General features: G+C 41.4%; 12 protein-coding genes. 7 read left to right on the top strand and 5 right to left on the bottom strand.

Features of this window, described 5'->3' with window-relative positions; all coding sequences use genetic code 11:
* Positions 1–1,760: hypothetical protein (locus J3455_RS03510; protein WP_349561099.1), on the bottom strand; the 1,760-nt coding region annotated here is incomplete at its 3' end.
* Positions 1,761–1,868: 108 nt separating this feature from the next.
* Positions 1,869–3,326 (bottom strand): dGTPase, encoded by a 1,458-nt coding sequence (dgt, locus tag J3455_RS03505; RefSeq protein WP_349561097.1) that lies wholly within the window; start codon positions 3,324–3,326, stop codon positions 1,869–1,871.
* Between the two features lie 218 nt (positions 3,327–3,544).
* Between dgt and J3455_RS03500 the strand changes: the two genes are divergently transcribed.
* From J3455_RS03500 to J3455_RS03485, 4 genes are read left to right on the top strand one after another with little or no spacing between them, the layout of a single operon-like run.
* Positions 3,545–4,957 carry a glycerophosphodiester phosphodiesterase gene (locus J3455_RS03500; protein WP_349561095.1) on the top strand — a complete coding sequence of 471 codons (1,413 nt, stop codon included), beginning with the start codon at positions 3,545–3,547 and terminating at the stop codon, positions 4,955–4,957.
* A 10-nt stretch (positions 4,958–4,967) separates the two neighbouring features.
* Positions 4,968–7,283 (top strand): carboxypeptidase-like regulatory domain-containing protein, encoded by a 2,316-nt coding sequence (locus J3455_RS03495; protein WP_349561093.1) that lies wholly within the window; start codon positions 4,968–4,970, stop codon positions 7,281–7,283.
* 17 nt (positions 7,284–7,300) lie between these two features.
* Entirely contained in the window at positions 7,301–9,058 is a 1,758-nt protein-coding gene (locus tag J3455_RS03490) for a hypothetical protein (protein WP_349561091.1), read from the top strand.
* A 12-nt stretch (positions 9,059–9,070) separates the two neighbouring features.
* A complete protein-coding gene (locus J3455_RS03485) occupies positions 9,071–10,270 on the top strand; it encodes an alkaline phosphatase family protein (RefSeq protein ID WP_130052949.1) in 1,200 nt (399 codons plus the stop codon).
* A gap of 230 nt (positions 10,271–10,500) precedes the next feature.
* Here the strand turns inward: J3455_RS03485 and J3455_RS03480 are convergent, their stop codons facing one another.
* Positions 10,501–11,037, bottom strand: coding sequence for a protease inhibitor BamI-like protein (locus tag J3455_RS03480; protein WP_167657357.1), 537 nt, complete (start codon positions 11,035–11,037; stop codon positions 10,501–10,503).
* Between the two features lie 195 nt (positions 11,038–11,232).
* On the opposite strand from J3455_RS03480, the gene J3455_RS03475 reads away from it, so the two are divergent.
* From J3455_RS03475 to J3455_RS03465, 3 genes are all read left to right on the top strand, one after another.
* Complete coding sequence (locus J3455_RS03475) at positions 11,233–12,180, top strand: ATP-grasp domain-containing protein (RefSeq protein WP_130052947.1); 948 nt, start codon at positions 11,233–11,235, stop codon at positions 12,178–12,180.
* 142 nt (positions 12,181–12,322) lie between these two features.
* The gene (locus J3455_RS03470) at positions 12,323–13,471 is read left to right on the top strand and encodes a benzoate/H(+) symporter BenE family transporter (protein WP_130052946.1); all 1,149 of its coding nucleotides are present in this window, start codon (positions 12,323–12,325) and stop codon (positions 13,469–13,471) included.
* 12 nt (positions 13,472–13,483) lie between these two features.
* Complete coding sequence (locus J3455_RS03465) at positions 13,484–13,795, top strand: cupin domain-containing protein (protein ID WP_167657359.1); 312 nt, start codon at positions 13,484–13,486, stop codon at positions 13,793–13,795.
* Between the two features lie 33 nt (positions 13,796–13,828).
* On the opposite strand, the gene hemH is transcribed toward J3455_RS03465, so the two are convergent.
* Complete coding sequence (gene hemH, locus J3455_RS03460; RefSeq protein WP_130052945.1) at positions 13,829–14,851, bottom strand: ferrochelatase; 1,023 nt, start codon at positions 14,849–14,851, stop codon at positions 13,829–13,831.
* A gap of 77 nt (positions 14,852–14,928) precedes the next feature.
* Positions 14,929–16,236, bottom strand: coding sequence for a response regulator c-di-GMP phosphodiesterase, NosR family (gene nosR, locus J3455_RS03455; RefSeq protein WP_349561088.1), 1,308 nt, complete (start codon positions 16,234–16,236; stop codon positions 14,929–14,931).
* Positions 16,237–16,302: the final 66 nt, after the last annotated feature.

The raw sequence follows: 16,302 nt of genomic DNA, 5'->3' as shown, positions 1-16,302 counted from the left end.
CCAAACGATGAAGATGCAGTAAAGCTAGGCTCTTCAATTGCAGGCTCATCAAGCTCACTAATTTGAGGCTTTTCATGCTTTTCTATCTCAGCTAAAACTGGCTCATCGTCAGCGATAGGCTCTTTAGTTGAGTATTCATCAAAACCAAACGATGAAGATGCAGTAAAGCTAGGCTCTTCAATTGCAGGCTCATCAAGCTCACTAATTTGAGGCTTTTCATGCTTTTCTATCTCAGCTAAAACTGGCTCATCGTCAGCGATAGGCTCTTTAGCTGAATATTCATCAAAACCAAACGATGAAGATGCAGTAAAGCTAGGCTCTTCAATTACTGGCTTTTCAAGTTCGTCAATTTCAGGAGCCTCTAGTTCTGGCTCTTCAAATGGCTGGGTCTCAGTGATTCGTGGTTCGTCTTCTGCGATAGGCTCTTTAGTTGAGTATTCATCAAAACCGAAAGAAGATGTCGTAAAGCTTTGCTCTCCTAAGGCCGGTTCATCTTGCTGAACGTCATCAGATTGAGTATCTACTTCTTCGTTAACGGTGAACGATGAAGAAAGGTTTGCGAGTTTAAGCTCTTGCTCTAGCTCGCGTTGTTCATCTAAAAAGTCATCTTCAGAATCATGCGTGTTTTTCTCGTCGTAGCCAAGTTCAAGATCTTTAAATTGATGGGCATTAGCAAAATCATCTGCAGGAGCGGGTTCTGCTGATGTTTTAGATTCTTGCTCGTCTGTATCATGCTGAGCACTAAAGTGCATAAGTTCAGATAGTTCATCACTGCTTTGTGTTTCGATTGCCGAAAAAGCATTGTCAGGTACTATATTGCTGTCCGCATGCTGGTGATCTTGTTCTTCACTAAGCACGGCGGCAGTTGCATTTTTTAACTCTTCAGCTTCTTTTTCAGCGGCAGCTTGCGCTTCTGCTGCGGCTTTTAATGCTTTAGCTTGCATCAAGCTTTGTTCAAGCTCTGAGTCTTCGTCTGCTTTTTTGCTTTGACGAATACGCACAATCACTAAACCTGCAACAAGTAGCACCAACAACACAATTAGGCTTGGCATAAATAATGAGCTTGAAGAGCTATCATTGTTTTCTGGAATAGGAGCTGGAGTTGGTGCCGGAATAGGTGTTAGCGCCGAATCTACTTTTGTTTCAGGTTCAGATGGTTTTTCAGCAGGTGCTGCTTCAGCTTCAGCACTTTGGGGTTTAACTGCAACAGCTTGCTCTTGAATTGCAGGGCTGGTAGTTGATTCTACTACAGGTTCTTCAGGAGCATCAGAAATCGTAATTCGATCAACTTTTGCTGGCATTTCTGTTTGCTCTGCAGGTGTTGAACTTTGCTCTATTTGCTGTTGCTGTGATACAGGCTCTTGAACTTGGGGTTCTGCAGCTAATTGCTCTGGCTGAGTTTGCTGTTCGTTGATTTCAGAAGGTTGCTCAACAGCTGGTGTAGTCTCTTCTTCAGGCGTAGCTAGAATTGCACCAGAATGTACATTAGGGTTGGCTGCTGTCGCTGAATTAACAGGAACGATTTCTTTAGTTTGTTGTTCTAGTTTTTCAAAGCCAGCTGCGTTATTTACAGGGGTGGGATTTTTACAGTTTTTTTCATAGTTTCTGGCAGCAGATCGGTAGTTCTTATTGCTGGTATTAAAGCGATACTCGTGCATTTGCTGTTTTAACAAAATACACATAGCTTCGTTGTACTGCGCTTTACTCGTAAAGCTTAAGCTTAGGAGTAATAAGCAAAAAGTTGTTCTAATAATTGGCATAAGTTCAGACCAGTAAGGTTTAATTGATGAGCCGACAGTTAATTAATTCTAAGCTGAGACGGGTAATTTATCCACATTAGGTTAACAAATTACGACTATTCGTATTAGCTAATCAATTACCATGAGCGCACGGTATTCGTCGTAAGCAAATTGGTCGGTCATACCGCTGATATAATCTTGAATTAGGCGGCAGCGATAATAAAATTCGTAGGCGGCAAAATGATCTGGTTCGGCTTTTAGGGCATCAATGGCTTTTTGGTAACTATTTAAATGTTTATTAGACAGCTTTTTAACTAGGCGTGTTTCAATTAAATAGTTTTGATCGCCTCTTAAAACACGCTTAAAAGCTTCTGCATCAAGGGTAAGTAAAGGTTTATAGCAATCGAGTAAACCGCTAATAATACGGTAACCTTGCAGCTCTAATCGCTCTACTTCTTTGTGGCAAAATACATGCTTTAAAGCTACCTGTTTTAAAGTGAGCGTAACGGCGTGCAAGTGACTGCGGTCTTCTAATAAAGCCTGATTAAAATCACCGTGATAAATGGCTTCTATATTATTAATAAACCGGTCTGCCGCGTAACTTACCAATGGGTGTAGCAAAGTAACTCGCAGATAGATAAAAAACTCACTGTTAAAATTGTAGGGCTGCTCTTGAGCTTTACTTAATGCATAATCAATCGCTTTTTCGGCAAAGTCAGTGTGCTTAGTATCGTTAATGGTTAGGTTAGTGAGTGTGCGGGTGTATTGATCTTTTAGCTTTTCACATAGCGACTCAACACTAATAATGCCCTTTTCTACGGCATCTTCAATATCGGCTAAACAATACGAAATATCGTCGGCAGCTTCCATAATATAGCTAGCAGGATGACGGCAGTATTGCTCAATTTCGAGCTCAGTTTGCAGTGCATCTATAAAAGGTTTTTCGCTAAAGTAATAACCCACTTTTTTCATCAGGTAATTTTTATCTTGCGGACTGTCTTTTTTCGTCATGCTGGCCGGGCGGGTGTATTTTAAAATTCCGGCACTTTGGCTGTAGGTTAAGTTTAGTGATAGTAATGAATGAATTATGCGAATACCTTGGGCATTACCTTCAAAGCTTTTGATGTCTTGTGCTAGGTGTTTAAAGATCACACTAATGCCAATACCTTTACAGCGCTCTGGTGTTAGTGCGTCTAAGTGTTTTTCAAACCATTGGTTGATGGCTGCCTCGCCAAAGTGACCAAATGGCGGGTTGCCGATATCGTGCATTAGGCACGCCATTTCTACTAGGCTTTCAAGCGGTCGTTCAAGCCCCGCTAGGCCATACTCTTTTTGTTTTGCATCACTAAGCTTATTAAAAATTGTTTGTACTATAAAACGGCCTACTTGTTGTACTTCAAGCGAGTGAGTTAGTCTTGAGCGCACTGCGGCGTTGCGTTCGAGTGGAAAAACTTGGGTTTTTTGTTGCAAGCGGCGAATTGCAGCGCTGTTAATAATGCGGCCCCGATCACTTTCAAGCGCAGTGTGTAAATTATTGGTAGAACGCATTTCGCGTGCTGGAGTTATTTTCTTACCAAAATCGATCATTTCTCATTCCCACAAAGCGGTAAAATCGGGCTTTTGCGTGTTGTTAGCAAAATTTTGCCAGTTATTAAATTAAATCTAACAGCTTGTATCTTAAATTAAAATATCCATTTTTATTAAAGTTATTACTTTAAATAAGGACCTTTATTCATATATTATTCAGTTTTACGCACTTCTTTATTATCTTTAATTAGAAAGGAAAGCCTTTTGGCTGTATAGCAATGATGCAAACTTTGTCTCAAAAACCATGGCTAATAACATGTATTCTTCTGTGTTGTATTAGTTTAACTGCTTGTAAAAGTACCCCTGAGCCAAGTGCTGAAAGCACCTTAACAGTTGCCGAAAAAAATGCCATTAAGGCCAAACATGATGCACTGCGTGCTCGCGGTTTTTATGAAACCCAACTCGGTAATATCAACTATGCTTCGGTAAGGCAATGCAGTAATTTTAATTTGCAAAGCCACCGTGGCTCTATTCGTTATGCAGAAAACTCCCTCAATGCGGTGATTGATGCAATTGACAACAACTTTGATGTAGTTGAGATTGATGTGCGTATTACCCGTGATGATGTTTGGGTTGTGCATCATGATGCCCGTACTGGCCGTGAAACAGGCACGGTTGATAATAAGCGTCGTAAAATTGAATCGATGAGATATGAAAAAGAGTGGGGCTATTTACGTCATCGTAATCAAGAAACAGGGTTGCTAACCGATGAAATGCCGCCGTCATTTAGAGAGCTTGCTGCCACATTTGCGCGCTATCGCAAGCCTCATCAAAAGCTGAATATTGAAATAAAATCAAATGCCTCTGTAAACGACTTAAAAATGCTTGATTACTTAGCTTATGAGTTTGTTGGCGGTGGTAACTACTTTTTTAGTAGTTTAGAAATGCGCAACCTCAGCCGTATGCGCGACATCAACCCAGATATTTACTTGGCATTTATTCAGTCACCGGCAAAAGCTTCGATGAATAAATTAGCAAGCGACCTTAAACGCGGCGCTGGTAGCGATCCAATTTACGAGCGTAATAAAGAAGAACTTGAGAGTTTACAAGCTCTTGGCAACCGTTATCATCGTGAAAAGCGTTACGATAGTCCTGTTAAGCTCGATAAATTAGCAAAACAGCTAAAACGTAACTTTGGTTATGTGCTTGATATTCGTCACTACAAGCAAAGCGCAGCACGCTTAAAACCAGTTGCTAAAGCTCGAGGCATTATGATTGCTACCTATTCTATTAATGGCCACGATTATCATGAACGAAGCCTATTAGCACAGTCGCGCTCACTTCGCCCTGATTCTGTGATCATGGACGACACCGTATATGGCTTTTGTTCTGTATTCGAATTACCAAAAATGCAGCCGTTTTTTAGTTATGAAGCAGACGCTAAGTTAATTGCCAGCATGCCGGTAGATCTTGATTTAGAACGCCTTGATGAGCTGTATGCTTATAAAGGGAATCAGCTTTACCCTGCGGTGGGCGGCACCCTTAAATCAACCCAAGCACACACTTATATTCCAAAAGTAACATCGACTCCTTCAGCACCTAATTTAGAAATAGGGACTCGCCAAGCTGATGAAGATTTTAGCCTAGAAACAGATCCTGCTGTTGAACTAGAACTACGTAAAAAACAATAAGAACAAACCTATGACTGATTTAATAAAGCCGTTTTGGTGGCGCTGTTTGCTACTTGTTTTAGCTACTTTATATTTATTACCTGAGGCAATTTTTAATGCCCAGTTAGTTTCTTTAGTCGGTTTAGGGACGCCTTCTGCAGAAGATCTTGAACACCTTGAAATATATGGCCGAGCAGTGTCTGGAGTGGGTGTTGCGCTGCTTTTAGCTGACTTTTTACCTAAAGCAATGGTTGCCAAAGTGGGCCGTGGGATTATCTCGTTTATCGCTTTATTATGCCTAGTTTGGCCTGTGGTCTTTTTCGGCCAAAAATATGCTATTGAAAAGACTTTAATTGAGCCTTCAACCGCAGAGCAGCGACAGTTTGCTACCTACAGTGCAGCACTTAGAGATGCATTGGCGATAAACTCAATTAAAGTGAATGATCTTGATTACGACCCTGAGCAATTACATAGCTCAGAGAACCTGACCTTTTTGGCGCTGTTTGGTGGCTTACTGTATAGCGATGCCGCGCTTTCCGACAACTTAGAGCAGGATAAGCGTAAAATTATTGCTGCTTTTGTGCAGAAAAAAGCGTATCAAGATTTTGATAAGCACTATAAAAACTATAGTCAGTTATATGATGAGCTGGTGGTTAAATACAAAGCCTATGCTGATGGCAGTAAAAAGTTCAACAGCACTTTGGCAGGCATAGGTGAGCGCGAACAAGGGTACTGGCAACAAGTTGAGCAAGAAATAAATAGCGGCTGGAGCAAATACCAACAAGCGCAAAAAGCCCATATTGCAAAAGCGTCAGCACGAGCACAAAAATATGGGCCGAAGATTTATGATTACCACCACAGCATTGCAAAATGCCGTGAGCGTTATGACAAAAGTAGTGAAAAAGACCGTCGAAATCGTTGTTATGAACGCGAAGCCGCTGACTACCGAAGCAATATTTTAAAAGCGGGTATTGGCTACATTGAGCCTGATTACTGGCTTATTGAAGAAGATGTTTCGGTTGCTGAAAATGCCGCTGGCACTATTTTAATGGGGGTGCTCACTGGTGGTGTTTATACAGCACTACAAGCTGCAAGTTTAGCAACCGGTGGCGATGGCGGTTTTAAAGATAAGCGCTACAAATACACTGATGATCCAGATCATTATCAGCTGCGCTTTTTACAACATCCGAACTTTCATAAGATGTTTATTAGTGAAACGGGTTACCCATTTACGGTTGAAAATTTAATGGCGTTTCGTGCTCACGAAACAACCCAAAAGAAGCTTCGAACACATTTTGCGAGCAAAGGGTTACATCTTGAAAGCAACTGGAATGTGAATCAACGCCAGGCATTTGCCAACGCTGTAGCCTCTAAGGTAACCAGCGAAGCAAATTTGCAATGGCAAAACGAAATGCGCAAACGCGGCATGAGTTTAGAGCCAAACTTAAGCTGGGTTGCGTTTCAATTACACCCGCAAATTCAAGCGAAAATTGCCGACAGAATGGGCGATTTATACGTGAAAAATATTCGCGCCGATTGGAATAAAAAGAACTTCAAAGACAAGGTGCTAGATCCAAACATTGCAAAACGCACTGACAAATACCTCGCCATGCTCAATAGTTCAGAAGGTAAATTTGCTGATGGTGGCGAGTATGCCGAGTACGGTAAGCAAGCGTTACGTTCGGTCATTATTCCGCCTATTTCGATGTCGCTGTCACTGTTTTTGATTTGCTTAACCTTTAGTAAGTTACCGTTAAAACTGTGGCAACTTATTAAACCAAACCATGAAAAGCAGCCAACGACTGCTGTATCTGTATTGCAAAAGCTCATTATGCCAGCGCTGATTTTGATTGCACCGGTACTCTTTATTCATAACACCTTTACCGAAGACGAACAAAGCCCTGTTAACTACTTTTTAGACAAGGTCGATGAGTCGAGCAATCCGGTGTTTAGTTATGCTATTCGTTGGACCTTACATGCACAACCAGTGTTGCATCCTCTGGGTTTAGCGTTTGAAGAAAAACTACACATTTACGATAGCTTTAGCCCGGTTAGCCATGCTCTAGCTAAGGTGGATATTTTGCGTCATGGCGATGGCAATTTAAGCGCAGAGCAACAACAGCGAAGACAATATATGGTCGAGCAAAAAACCAAGCTAACCATTACCACAAATGCGCCGAATGCCACTATCCGTATTATGAATATTGGTCCTAAATATCGCCCTGGTATGACTTTAAAAGCTGGCGCTTATGATATTCAAGTGTCGGCGCCAGGCTATAAAACGTATCGACGTTGGCACCAAGTAGATGCTGGCGAACAAACAATAACCATTGATTTAAGCAATTAATTAAGCAAGGAATGAAAATGCAACATTGCCAAAATACGGTTTATGCCACCGATCTTCACTGTTGTGATTGTGGAGAAGCTCTTGAGCAAAAAAGACAAATGCATACGGTTGAAGAACTCAGCCCTGACTTGCTGGTTGATGTAAAAAACTATGCGCCACAAGCGAGCACGATCACAGGTGTTGTGAAATCGATGTATTACTATAAGCGCCGCTATAAAACCAACAACGACAACATGCTATATGGTTATTGGTGGCTAGAAGTTGAAGATAAAAACGGCATTATTCATGAGTTTAGTGTTGATGCTGAAAAAGATGTGATTGCTAACCTACAAAAGGGTAATGTGATCACCGCATTTCAAGAAACACCGCTAACACTTAATTATCGCATTGCTGATGGCAACGCCAAGCGAGTCGTTAAGAATGACCGTTTTATGCCAATTGTTATTGTGCATTTTGCCGATCAACAATATCGCAGCTGGGATAAAACCATTAGCCGAAACTACACTGGCGGAACCATATTGTGGCTTGTACTGAGTGTTATTACATTCTTTATCATGTTGTTTGCTGCAAAACTTGAGTTTTTGCCTGCATTACTTGCTTCATTACCCGTGGCAATCGGGGTGTTTATGGCTGAGCACAACTACCATAAAAAAGCTAAAGCCAAACAAGAAGCAAAGTATGATGCAATTTTAGCGGCAACAGATGTGATGCTATCGACCACCCTAAATCAATTGGGTTATAACATGCTGGCAAGAACCCCGAGTAAGTCAGATGTTATTTGTATTTCATGCCAGCAACGTATTAGCCAAGATGCGGCACATTGCTATTGCTGTGGCGCTAAGCAACACGTTGAAGCGAATGCTGCAAACGAACAATCGCTTGCAAAAGATGATGAGCAAGCCATTAGCATTCAAAAGGCGCTAGAGCCGAGCATAACTAAACCAACCAGTATTGCTGAGCTTGAACATGCCATTATGGACGAGTATAGCCTTGCATATGAAAACGATTATGTGCATAAAAATGTTTGGGCACGTAACGAGAAAGGCACCATTCGTCATCGTGCAGTGCTTGGCAAAGTATTAGAAAAAGAACAAAGCGCACATGCCAATGAAACTCGCCAAACAGTGACCACAACAGAAACCACAACCACTTATCGAGGTGGCACGTATGTTGGTAGTGATGTAAAAGAGCGCGTTGAGGTTTATCGTAATCGTAGCACCACCTTGAAGGGTGAAATCATGCTTGAAACCGCATCGGGTGAACCGTTTATTTTTAAAGCGGGTGAAGATTTACTTGGCTCTGTAGATATCGGCGATTGGGTGTATTATGCATATAGCAGTGTTGATACAAAACGTTATTATGAGTATTACCGTGAATATGCGGTCAATGTGAGCAAAGACATTAAGTACGACCACTCTTCTGTTAGAAACTTTGGTATGGTGCATGGTTTTAACCGTATGGTATTGCTTGGTCTTACGTCAATAGGGCTGGCTTGGTACTTTGATGCGCAAGATTTTTATCCTCTAGTTAATACACTTGTGCCAGATGTTGGGATTGATTTACTCAATAATTATCCGCAAGTAGTCGAGCACTTAGATGGCCTACCGGTTGCTGTGTTTATTGTTTTAAGTGTTGTTACTGGCATTTGGGGTTTTATGTATAGCCAAGTAAATGGTTCACGTTTAAAACGTAGTGTGAAAAAGCTAGAAAGCATGATCACAAAATTTTCAAAACAGTTTGATAAAGTCACTGAGAAAATCAACAAATTGAATTAAAAAGGGTTTCGCATGCGTATTTGGCAATTAGTTTTAGCAAGTTTATTAGCGTTCAGCTCGATAGTAAAAGCGGAGCAAGAACAATCGGTCGTACTTATTTCGATAGATGGGTTTCGTTGGGATTACATTGAAAAACACCATGCAAAACATTTAAAAGCAATCAGTGAGCAGGGTGTTAGAGCAACTAAAATGCGCCCTGTTTATCCGACCAAAACTTTCCCTAATCATTTGTCGATTATCACCGGTTTATTACCTGTTAATCATGGCATTGTTGAAAACCGCTTTTGTGATACTGAGCGCAACGATTGCTACAAAATGGGTAAAGGGAAAGACGATAGTACATGGTTTAGTGGCATTCCGCTTTGGAACCTCGCACAAATGCAAGGCTTAAAAGCAGCAACCTACTTTTGGCCTGAGTCAGATGCGCGCTTTAACGGCATGCTGCCTGATTACTTTTATCATTATTCTAAACACAGTGATTACCAAAAGCGTGTTGATCAAATTATTCAGTGGTTAAGCTTGCCAAAAGCACAGCGCCCACGTTTGGTGATCAGTTATTTTTCGCTGGTAGATAGCATGGGACACGAGTTTGGTCCTGATGCTAAAGAAACCTATGATGCGGTGCAAAAGTTAGATAGTTTAATGGCGGATTTATCTAGCCGCTTAAAAGCGCTTGATGAAAACATTAATCTAGTGATTGTGTCTGATCATGGTATGGCGTCTGTTGATCCAAACCTTAGCATTAAAATTGATAGCCTACCTCAAGACGAAAACTTTATAGTGCAAAACACCGGTCCACGTGTTTTATATTATGCAAAACCAGATAGTAAAGCCGACATCAGTGGGTTTAGTAAAAAGCTCGCAAAAGCGGCTGAGGGTCGTTACATCGTGCTAACTGAACAGCAAAAGCGCGGTTATCACTATAATAAAGGCCCGCGAGTTGGCGATATTATTTTGCAAACTGATGCACCTCGTGTGTTCACTGATAGTAAAATGGCAGGCTATTTGGGCACTCATGGCTATGCCTATAGCGAAGATATGGCTGCAACTTTTATTGCCAACGGACCTGCCTTTAAACAAGGCCTACGTGTAGATGAAGTAAGTAATTTAGATGTATATCCGCTTATCGCCAAAATCCTTGGTCTTGAGATTTTAAGCCCAATCGATAGTGACGGCGCAAGTTTATTCCCAGTGGTAGTTGAAAAGCTGTGAGGGGAAAGGAAGCTGTAAGCTTTAAGTCATAAGTTTTAATTTAGTTTGTGGCTGACCTTGCCAAGGTTAAATACGATATCGTAGGCGTGAAATTTATTTCGCGCGAAACAAGTTTCACACCTACGAGTGAAAACGTTTGGCGCTGGGCGCTAGGATTTAGGCTCTTTGACGCGATATAAAATCGCTGCTACAGACTAATATCTCATATCTCGCATCTCGAAACTCGTAACCTATAACTTTGTCACCCAGCCATATTCACCATGGCTTTGAAATTTATAACTTTGGTTATTGGCATCAAATTGGCCTTGTAGGGTATTTTCTGTGAGGGTCATCACCGCTTGATAGTCAGCTTTAGCATGAGCATTGACCTTCCCAAACACACTTCTATCGCCATTACTGGCTTCTATAATGTTACTGATCTCTACGGTGTAACTAAGATATTCGTCTATTACTAAAATAAAGTTATCGCCGGGTTGTAAGGTTTTAAGGGTATCTAAATCAAACTCGCTGAATGCGGTGTTTGCTAACTGTTCGGGTAAACGGCCTTGTTTATATAGGTAATCGTGTGCGCGGTCAGATAACTGGTTAAGGGGCGCAGTTAAGTTCACAATTGGCTGCGGGGCTATTTGATCTGCTTCAGCTTTGTAAGAGGCAACAAACTGCTGAGTGCTGGGTTTTGTTTTAAAACCATCACTTTGAATATGCCATTCATTCAGTGCAAAGGCTGTAAGCGGCAAAATAAAGATTAATGCAAGCGTCCTGTTCACATGTTTCTCTTACGGGTTTTTATGTTAACTTACTGTTAGTTTTTACCTTAAGTTAACAAGTTGGTCAATAGATAATCAGTAAGTAGTTGCTTTTATTATCGTGTCGATAAAATTAATTTGTTTTACTCGATTGCTAATGCTGAGCATAATCCGCGTTTTTTTGTCACTGAAACTCCAAGATTAGAGGTACCGACCATGCGCGGCTGGATCATTTATAAAGATAGCCAAGGTTTGTTAAAGCAAGAAACCTATGAAGTAGAACGTTTACTTGCGGCAGCAAAAGAAGAGGGTATAGAGTTACAGGTTTATTCGCCTGATCAATTTGATCTCACTATCACTCGTGAAGATGGTAAAAGTATTTTAATTGATGGCCAGTCAGTACAACTACCAGATTTTGTTATTCCTCGCATGGGTGCAAGTACAACGTATTTTGCGCTGGCGATTATTCGCCACCTTGAGCGCTTGGGTGTTTACTGTGTAAATAGCTCGCAATCAATTGAAACAGTTAAAGACAAACTGTTCGCGCAGCAAATTCTAGCTGAGTGTAATTTACCAACACCAAATACTATGCTGGTTAAGTTTCCAGTGAATATTGATTTAGTTGAAAAGCAAATTGGCTTTCCTGTGGTTATTAAAACCTTATCAGGCTCGCAGGGCAGTGGCGTATTTTTATCAAAATCAAAAGAAGAGTTTGATGACTTAATGCAGCTTATTGAGGCTGCAAATCCACAAGCAAACATTATTCTACAGCAGTTTGTTAAGTCCAGCCATGGCCGTGATTTGCGAGTACTTACTATCGGTGGTAGAGCGGTAGCTTGTATGGAGCGTAACTCGCAAGGTAAAAACTTTAAAGCCAATGTGAGTGCCGGTGGTACAGGTAAGTCATTCCCTATTACACCAGAAATTGAATGGCTTGCTACACAAACTGCTAACGTACTTAATCTTGATGTAGCGGGCATTGATTTATTGTTTGATGAGCAACACTTCAAAATTTGTGAGGCAAACTCAAGCCCAGGTTTTGAAGGCTTAGAAGGTGCACTGGGTATTGATGTAGCCAAAGAAATTTTGCACTTTATTCGCATTCGCTTAGGTATTTTCGATAAGCCTACCGTGGTCAAAGAGCCTTGTTTAGAGGTGGTTTAATTTTGTAGAAGGCGTGTTACTAACACGCCTTTTTTGTCTCATCTGTATAGTAATCAAATCTTAAAATACTACAAAAGTGTACAGTGCCATTTAGCAAATCATAGGATATGGTAGATTTTTAATTGCCATGGAGTATGTGTACATGAGTCAGCTCATCAGTCGAGCAACTGCGGGGTTAGTGGCCGTTATTATTGGTTTTACCAGCTCAATAGCGCTTATTTATCAGGTTGTTATGGTTTTAGGTGGCACGCCTGATTTAGTTGCTAGTTGGGTGCTAATGCTCGGTCTTGCTATGGGGTTGAGCTCAATTGCTTTGTCTTATTATTATAAAGTGCCCATTCTTATCGCTTGGTCAACAACTGGTGCGGCACTACTTATTTCAAGTGCCCAAGGGTATAGCTTAAATCAAGCTGTTGGCGCGTTTATGTTCTCTGCGGCGCTGGTGTTTTTGTCTGGCATTACTGGCATATTCGAAAAAATGATGAACAAGATACCAAGCCAACTAGCTTGTGCCATGCTTGCTGGCGTGCTGGTGAATTTTGGTATTGATGTATTTAATTTTATGAACGAGCTACCTTTAGTGATTGGTTTAATGGTGGCCGTATATTTGTGCGGGAAGCGCTATTTCCCGCGTTTTGCTATGCTTGCCGTGGTTGTGGCTGGCTTTTTAATGGCAGGTCTAACGGGGCAAATCGATACAACTAGTTGGCAATGGAGAATGAGCGAGTTTGCTTATATTGCTCCTGAGTTTGATCTTAACGCTATGATAAGCGTTGGTTTGCCGCTATTCATTGTGACCATGACATCGCAAAACTTACCAGGTATTGCCGTGTTAAAAGCACACCATTATAAAGCACCCGTGTCGGCCGCTTTAAATGTTACCGGGCTATTAAATGTGATTATTGCGCCATTTGGTGGCTATGCCATTAACCTTGCGGCCATCACCGCTGCCATTTGTATGAGCCCTGAGGCGGATAAAGACCCAAGCAAACGTTATTGGGCAAGCATTGCTGGTGGTGTGTTTTACATTATTATGGCGCTCCTTGCAGCTACGCTAGTTGGTTTGGTAGCAAGCTTGCCACAGGCATTGATTTTGGCGTTGGCAGGCATTGCCCTATTTGCAACCATTGCCAGTAGCTTACAGCAAGCATTAACTGAGGCATATTATACCGAAGCCGCTATCGTGACCTTTTTAGTCACAGCTTCAAACCTAACTTTATTCTCGGTCGGTTCTGCATTTTGGGGAATTGTTGCAGGTACGGTGACCTTGGTTATGACTCGTAAAGATTGAGGGATTTAAACGATGCAAGTTATACGAAGTCGCGAATTCACAGCTGATCGAGCTTGGGGGGCATTAGATATTGCCAATATGAAAGGTATTACAACACGTTTGCATTGGACAAATAAACCTTACAAATGGCATATCAATGATGGTGAAGAAGTTTTTGTGGTGTTAAGTGGCCAGGTCGAAATGCTTTATAAGCAGCATGGTGAAGTATGCGTTGAGCTTCTCAATGCAGGGGATATCTTTTTTGCCAGTGTTGGCACGGAGCATGTTGCAAAGCCTAAGGGAGAAGCGCGAGTTTTAGTTGTCGAGTCGCAAGGCAGTGTATAATAAAAAAGGCCCCAAATTTGCTGGGGCCTTTCGTTATTTAAGTAATGGTTTTATCACTTCAAACATGGCATTGATATGGTCATCACGGGTATTCAATGCAGGTATATAACGGTATTTATCACCGCCTGCATGTTCAAAAATTTCGCGATTTTCACCTTCTATTTCTTCTAATGTCTCTAGACAATCGGCACTAAATGCAGGGCTGATGATTGCAATATCTTTAATGCCTTCAGCAGGGTAGCTTTCAAGTGTTGCGTCAGTGTAAGGCTTTAACCATTCTGCCTTACCAAAACGGCTTTGGAATGTTGTTACAGCAAAGTCTTTCTCAAACCCAAGTTTTTCGGCAACTAAACGAGTAGTTTGCATACAAAAGCAATAGTATGGGTCGCCATTTTCTAAAAACTGTTTAGGTGTACCGTGGTACGAAAACACTAGCTTTTGTGGTGTGCCGTGGGCATTTAAATCTTCGCTAATGCTAGCAGCTAAAGCATCAATGTATATAGGGTTATCGTGATAACCATTAATAAAGTGAAGCTCTGGTACCCAGCGCCACTTACGCAGTACATCTGATACCGCATCAAACGTTGAACCAATGGTGGTGCTTGAATATTGCGGGTACATTGGCAGCACAATAACGCGTGTGATGCCTTTTTCGCGAAGCTCTTCAAGGCCAGCTTCAATTGATGGGTTACCGTAGCGCATCGCCATAACTACATCGGTGTCTTGGTGTCCTTTTTCCTTTAAAAGGGCTGCCAGCTTTTTGCTTTGCTCTCGGGTAATGTGAGTCAATGGTGAGCCGTTTTCAGTCCAGATACTTTTATAAAGTGCCGCTGAGCGTTTTGGGCGTAAAGTAAGTACAAAGCAATAAAGGATGATCATCCAAATAAAACGTGGGATCTCAACGATGCGAGGATCTGATAAGAATTCGCGCAAGTAAGTTCTAAGTGCCGCGGTAGTAGGTGCATCTGGGCTACCTAAGTTGGTCAATAAAATGCCCGTTTTTTTGTTGAATCGGCCATCATGTGGCTTATCGGTTATGGCGGAAAATCGCGACACTGAGTGCTCCTTTAGAAGTAATCGTAATATAAATCACATTGTAACGAAGTAAGCTGAATATGTGATCACTTTATTCGCTAATTTTTGATCATGATTCTGAAAGGATTTGGTTTTTTCGTTTCAAGTTGTTGTAGCTTAGCAATTGATTTGGCACCGAACACATGCCCTTTTGGTAAAAGCAAGATACCGTCATAGCTTCTAAGTGCATGGCCGAGTACCATGCCGTTTTTAAGATCCTGTGCCGTGAGAATCTTCATGGTGCCCACTTTTTGATCACTAGCACAGCTGATTTTAAGGCTCCCTAACACTTCTAAAATCTTTGGATGGTAGTGAGTACCGCTATATAATTGTAGCTGATCGAGTGCGCTTTCATAACGGCTGTTGTCATTTACTGTGATATGAGCAATTGCTTGCCAAAAATCACGCGCTACAGCTAATATCATTGCCGTAATTGGAATTTCTTTACCTTTTAAACCCTTAGGTGTGCCGGAGCCATTGTAGTGTTCAAATTGGTAATAAATTGCTTCAGATACATCATGTAAATGGGGAGCGGGCATTAGCATTAGCTGAGCGGTACTAGGGTGTGTGTAAAATAACTTTTTTTGGTTCTCTGTAAGCTCTCTGGTTGGCTTTTTATAAAGCTCTGGCTCCATGGCAAGCAAGCCAATTTGTGCTAGGTAGCCTGCTATTTCTGCCATTTCAATATGTTTTTTATCTAAACCAAGATGTTCAGCAATTTGTTTGCTGGTAGTGGCAATGTTTTGTGCTTGCATACCATCAAGGTATGGGTTGGCATTAATAAAGTTATATAAAATCTCAAAGGTACTGCGATGCTCGTGTTTTTCACGTTCGTTTACTTCTTCAAGTTGTTTGAGCACTTTTCGAATTTGTAGAGTGCGCTTTTCGACCATTTGCTCAAGGTTGTTGTTTAGCTCTTTTAACTGGCTATTTTGCGCTTTTATTTTTTGCTCTAACTGCTTGTTTTGGCGCTTTAATGAGGTTTTTTCTATGCCATCACTGATGTTGCGCAGCAGTAACTCATTTTGCCAAGGTTTTTGAATGTAAGCATGGATCCTACCTTTATTGACCGCAGCAATAGTGTTGTCGATATCTGAGTAACCAGTTAACAAAATCCGTTGAGGCTCAGGGTCTATATTGAGTGCTTGCGCAAAGAAGTCAGCGCCATCTATGTTTGGCATTCGCATGTCGCAGATAATCACATCAAAACTATAGGTAGCTAAAACCTTTAGCCCTTCAAGTGGATCTGCACAGGCTTTTGCAGTGATGTTATTCGCTGATAACAATCGCAAAAGAGTCCGCAAGACGATTTCGTCATCATCGATGCATAAAACCTGAATATGTTGTTTGCTAACTTTTTCAGCCATAGCGCTTTACTGTGAATCATCGTTAATCAATAACATAGCCTTAAATCCAGCCTTGTGCTAGGTTTT

Origin of the sequence: Pseudoalteromonas sp. NFXS39, from assembly GCF_040148775.1 — a bacterium.
In the GTDB taxonomy this organism is placed as follows: domain Bacteria; phylum Pseudomonadota; class Gammaproteobacteria; order Enterobacterales; family Alteromonadaceae; genus Pseudoalteromonas; species Pseudoalteromonas apostichopi.
This window is presented reverse-complemented; position numbering and strand designations above follow the sequence as displayed.

What these genes read in the sequence shown, in the direction of transcription:
- dgt (WP_349561097.1), bottom strand. Translation starts at nt 3,326, where the DNA reads ATGATCGATTTTGGTAAGAAAATAACTCCAGCACGCGAAATGCGTTCT.
- J3455_RS03500 (WP_349561095.1), top strand. Translation starts at nt 3,545, where the DNA reads ATGATGCAAACTTTGTCTCAAAAACCATGGCTAATAACATGTATTCTT.
- J3455_RS03475 (WP_130052947.1), top strand. Translation starts at nt 11,233, where the DNA reads ATGCGCGGCTGGATCATTTATAAAGATAGCCAAGGTTTGTTAAAGCAA.
- J3455_RS03465 (WP_167657359.1), top strand. Translation starts at nt 13,484, where the DNA reads ATGCAAGTTATACGAAGTCGCGAATTCACAGCTGATCGAGCTTGGGGG.
- nosR (WP_349561088.1), bottom strand. Translation starts at nt 16,236, where the DNA reads ATGGCTGAAAAAGTTAGCAAACAACATATTCAGGTTTTATGCATCGAT.
- J3455_RS03490 (WP_349561091.1), top strand. Translation starts at nt 7,301, where the DNA reads ATGCAACATTGCCAAAATACGGTTTATGCCACCGATCTTCACTGTTGT.
- J3455_RS03470 (WP_130052946.1), top strand. Translation starts at nt 12,323, where the DNA reads ATGAGTCAGCTCATCAGTCGAGCAACTGCGGGGTTAGTGGCCGTTATT.
- J3455_RS03485 (WP_130052949.1), top strand. Translation starts at nt 9,071, where the DNA reads ATGCGTATTTGGCAATTAGTTTTAGCAAGTTTATTAGCGTTCAGCTCG.
- J3455_RS03495 (WP_349561093.1), top strand. Translation starts at nt 4,968, where the DNA reads ATGACTGATTTAATAAAGCCGTTTTGGTGGCGCTGTTTGCTACTTGTT.